Source organism: Bradyrhizobium sp. GCM10028915, assembly GCF_042666195.1.
Taxonomy (GTDB): domain Bacteria; phylum Pseudomonadota; class Alphaproteobacteria; order Rhizobiales; family Xanthobacteraceae; genus Bradyrhizobium; species Bradyrhizobium canariense_D.
Genome location: NZ_JBHTFN010000056.1, coordinates 1 through 4,565, shown reverse-complemented (window position 1 = coordinate 4,565; position 4,565 = coordinate 1). Strand labels below are relative to the sequence as shown.

Annotated in this window: 3 protein-coding genes and 1 pseudogene; 3 read left to right on the top strand and 1 reads right to left on the bottom strand. The window is 59.2% G+C overall.

Features of this window, described 5'->3' with window-relative positions; genetic code table 11:
• Positions 1-205: pseudogene (locus ACFQX9_RS29130) on the top strand (hypothetical protein); the annotation flags it as partial.
• Positions 206-367: 162 nt separating this feature from the next.
• Positions 368-559 (top strand): hypothetical protein, encoded by a 192-nt coding sequence (locus ACFQX9_RS29125; protein WP_085348210.1) that lies wholly within the window; start codon positions 368-370, stop codon positions 557-559.
• 1,539 nt (positions 560-2,098) lie between these two features.
• On the opposite strand, the gene ACFQX9_RS29120 is transcribed toward ACFQX9_RS29125, so the two are convergent.
• Positions 2,099-2,419 (bottom strand): hypothetical protein, encoded by a 321-nt coding sequence (locus tag ACFQX9_RS29120; protein ID WP_377791238.1) that lies wholly within the window; start codon positions 2,417-2,419, stop codon positions 2,099-2,101.
• A gap of 91 nt (positions 2,420-2,510) precedes the next feature.
• Here ACFQX9_RS29120 and ACFQX9_RS29115 point away from each other — a divergent pair.
• Positions 2,511-4,565 (top strand): VCBS domain-containing protein (locus tag ACFQX9_RS29115; RefSeq protein ID WP_377791237.1); only part of this gene is annotated, 2,055 nt, incomplete at its 3' end.

Below are 4,565 nucleotides of genomic sequence, written 5' to 3'. Positions count from 1 at the left end.
CGAACACTCCGTGCCGGGCCAAGTCGACGTTGGGCAGCTTCTCGCCGACGCACCTCAAGATATGCCGCTGGGCGCGCGCACTGCAGAGGCGCACGGCGAAGCGCCCAGCTGGACGGCCTGGTTCGGTGTGCTGCTGATGACGCTTGGTGGCCTCTCGCTCTTGAGCTCGAGCCGCACGCTTCGGCATGCGTGGAGATTACGTTAGCTTAGATGCGAGGTACATCCGCCGCGCAATCAATGGATTCCACGAGCCGGTATAGTCGAACTGCCACACGTACAAAGATTCCGTGCGCCACGCCTAGTTTGGCACGTGCCTTAGACGGACATTCGAGTACGATGACGGTCGCCTTTGGGATTGGACTGCATTATGCGGTACAAGGTGTTCGTGGTGGACGGCAGCCGGCAACTGATCTGCGCTGCAAAGCTCGACTGCATTGATGAGCAGGCGGCGAGACGCCGAGCCGAGCAAATGCATGACGAGCACGACGTTGAGCTTTGGCAAGGCGATCGACTCGTTGCTGTGTTCCGAAGTGCAACGTCGAATGAAGGTCGGAGCTAACGCGCGATCCTGAATCGACGGCCGGTCTCGCCGCCGAGTTAGTTCGAGCATTGTGAGGCACCCCGGCCTGGCTGGTTGCCGACATGTCGCAGCGACGTCGTCACCAAGGCTCGCTACTGCGGTCCCGGCCGTCTCTAAACGGCTCTTGCTCCGCCGCTCGCTTTGGTACGCCGTCTTCTGCCCATCGTTCTTGCTTCTACATGTCGGAGCTTGCGTCGAAGCTTCTCCACCTCTCTAAGCTCCTCCAGAAGCGCCTGGTGCCGTTCATTCAGAACAGCACTAGAAAAAATCTGACGCGTACTCGACATCACATGCCTCAGAAAATGATTTGAAGTAAGAAGTCGACGAAAAGCGAAAGATAAAGAATACTCCACCGAAGCTCAATGAGCTGAAGCCGCAGCCGCCAGATGCTCCCAGTACTCTGCCTCTGCAAGCAGTTTCCAGCTTCTCTCAGGTTGGAGTGCGGCAGTCTGTCGGCACAGCAGCGCCATTGCACGCAGGCGGCGGGCAGCTTCCATTTCAACCTCCCATGTTTTCCCCCAACATATTTTTCGTTTTTGCGATGGAGTCATCATGATTATATGACATAATCAAATTTCTCATTTAATGGCGGTCAATTTGGTTCCATTTGTAAGCCGACCGGGAACTGCTTTCGGTTTAAGCTTCACATCGATTTCGAATGCTTGCTCGCCGACCCCCGCTGCGCGGTAAAGCGAACGAGACTGCACGGGACGGCAGCACGAGATGCGAAGCTTCATGCGCGAGCATCGGAACGTCAGAAATCCTAGCCGAGGACTCTTCTCGCCGCCCTCCAGGGCACGTGCGACGGCTACCGAGCGATAACCCAGCAGTTGGGTTGCGTCAGCGGTCTGGCTACGCGCCTCGCTCTAGGAGCGCACCACCCTTGAGTCCCGCCGATGGTCTCACACTCTGGAACGTGGGCCCCCGGCGACAATGACGGCTGCCGCCCTCCATGAGGATGACCAGCATCACATTGAAAGCCAAATTCGCCGCGTCACGGCGGGCGGACCTGGAGCGCGTCGGGTGCGTAAGTTAATAATCACGCGCGACGCATTGCGAGGCTGTTGCTTTCATGCCTCGTCTTCGCAGATAGGGCTGAGTTTGGCTCCAGTTGGCTCCCTGCGACTGTCGACTACGCGAAGCAATGACCATCTCGCGGACGGAGTGCATCAGGGTAAAAGCCGTAAAATTCCGGAGTCGCCTCGCAAGGAGTGGCGCAAGAGCCTCCTTCTTCTTGATTTTGATGCATTAATCATTAAATGCGGCGTATAAATAAATAAATAGACTGGCGCTTTAATTTAAAATAGGTTTGATTTAATCGGGGAGTGGATGATCGTGACGCTTCTTGGCCACGGTGGTCGCTTCTGAAGTGGCGAATATTGCAAAATCAATAATTGCCAAACGTGGCGGCCAAGCACTGGCCACGATGGGCAAGGGGGATACCGCTAGATCTTTCGCGTAACTTGGCAGCAGTTGATGGAGCTGCGGTCGGCGGACCTATCGCCGTTCGAGCGGGCGCTACCAATTTGCGTGAATTGATTTTGCGGCGACGCTCTCTGCTCTGCATTGGCAGGCGAGGTTGCGAATGACGTGCACGCATTTTGTAGCAATGTTCACTCGGGCGCGGGAAATTTCGAATTCTTCTCCGTCAATTTTCGATTTTTCGATCCAGCCAAGTTTGCGGTTTGCAAACATGGCAGCTGTCGGGCGCTCGACCCTGCGCACGACATTCGCTCGCAAGCTCGGAGCGGCTCTAGCCCTAAACAGGCTTGAGCGGCACGAACCGCTGAGCAGGACGATAGGCATGCTGAGTAGCTCGGCATCTTTCTTCAGCAGCATAGGCAAGGCAACGGCCGATCATCCCCGCGCCATTGTGCAATTTGTGCCGGTCCGCGAATGCGGACGGCGCATCATCCAGAGGATTTAAGCTATGGCGACGCAGGCAACGGGCGGCGGCAGCACGGTTTCGTTCGGCAATACTCCGCAAGCCAACACGGACATTTTCTCGTTTGCGGAAGACGCCAGCAACATTCTCATCTTGAACGTGCTGGCAAATGATCTTGGGGGCGCGGCCAAGACGCTGTTCTCCCTGGACGATGGAATGAGCTCCTCCGCGTCCACCAAAAACTACGCACCAGCGGACTTACTGGTCAAAGATGTAGCGTACAGCAGCGATGCCGCCGGAATGGCCGCAACCGGTGACCGCAGCGCCCTCGGTGCACGCATCTGGATCGAAGCGGACGGCACCGTTCATTACGACAAGGGCGACATCAACGTTCAGCTTCAGGCGCTCGCGACCGGGCAAACGCTGACTGACACGTTCACCTACGCGATCCAGCTGGGCAATGGCACGCTCAGTTGGGCGACCGTGACACTCCAGTTCAATGGGGCAAACGACTCGGTCTTCATCACATCGAGTCCGCAGAGCGGCTCGGTGGTCGAAGACGCGAATGCCACACCCGATGTCTCGGATTCGCAGAGCGCGGCCGGCACTATCAGTTTCAACGACGCCGATCTCAACGACACGCATTCGGCCTCGTTCGCAGCAGCTTCTTCTAACACCACTTCACTCGGCACTTTCTCGCTCGACCCTGTCAACGAGGCGCCCAATGCCGCCAACGGCGCGGTGCAGTGGCACTACAATTTGAACAACGCGGCTGCGCAGTACCTCGCTGCAGGCCAAACCGTCGCCGAGAGTTTCGTGGTGACGATCAATGATGGTCACGGCTCGACAGCCACCCAGACGGTGACGGTCACGATCACCGGCACCAACGACATCGTGTCGATCACCTCGGGTGTCCAGAGTGGCGCGGTGGTGGAGGACGCCCCGTCGACGCCAAGTCTGTCGGATTCCCTGGCTACGGCCGGGAGCATCAGCTTTAACGACGTAGATCTGAGCGATGGGCATACCGCGACGTTTGTCGCCGGGGCCGGCAACACTACCGCGCTCGGCACGTTCTCGCTCGATCCGGTGAGCGAGGCCGCCAATGCTGCCAACGGGTCGGTGCAGTGGCACTACGCCTTGAACAATGCGGCTGCGCAGTACCTCGCCGAGGGCCAGAGCGTCGCCGAGAGTTTCGTGGTGACGATCAATGATGGCCACGGCTCGACAGCCACCCAGACGGTGACGGTCACGATCACCGGCACTAACGACATCGTGTCGATCACCTCGGGTGTCCAGAGCGGCTCGGCGGTGGAGGACGCCCCGGCGACTCCGGATCCGTCGGATTCCCTGATGACGGCCGGCACCATCAGCTTTACCGACGTGGATCTGAGCGACGGGCATACCGCGACGTTTGTCGCCGCGCCAGCCAACACCACCGCGCTCGGCACCTTCTCGCTTGATTCGGTGAGCGAGGGCGCCAACGCTGCTAGCGGCTCGGTGCAGTGGCACTACAACTTGAACAACGCGGCCGCGCAATACCTCGCTGCGGGCCAGAGCGTGGTCGAGCACTACGCCGTGACAGTGAGCGACAGCCAAGGCTCGACGGTCACTCAGGACGTCGCCATCACCATAGCTGGTGCGAATGACGTCGTTAGCGTCACCTCTGGTGTTCAGGCCGGCACAGTGGTCGAGGATGCCCCGGCGACGCCGGACCCGTCGGATTCTCTGACCGCAGCCGGCACGGTCAGCTTCACTGACGTGGATCTAAGCGACGGGCATACCGCCACATTCGTCGTTGCGCCAGCCAACACGACTGCGCTCGGCACCTTCTCGCTTGGTCCGGTGAGCGAGGCGGCAAATGCCGCCAACGGGTCGGTGCAGTGGCACTACAACCTTGACAACGTGGCCGCGCAGCACCTCGCTGCGGGCCAGAGCGTGACCGAGAGCTTTGTCGTTACTGTCAATGATGGTCATGGCTCAACGGCCACCCAGACCGTGACGATCACGCTGACCGGCACCAACGACACGCCGGTTGCGGTTGCCGACACCAACAGCGGTCTGGAAGACAGCACCATCACGGGCTCTGTGGCGACCAACGAC

Excerpts from the sequence above, each read along its gene's own strand:
- ACFQX9_RS29125 (WP_085348210.1), top strand. The coding sequence starts at position 368 with ATGCGGTACAAGGTGTTCGTGGTGGACGGCAGCCGGCAACTGATCTGC.
- ACFQX9_RS29120 (WP_377791238.1), bottom strand. The coding sequence starts at position 2,419 with ATGCTGCTGAAGAAAGATGCCGAGCTACTCAGCATGCCTATCGTCCTG.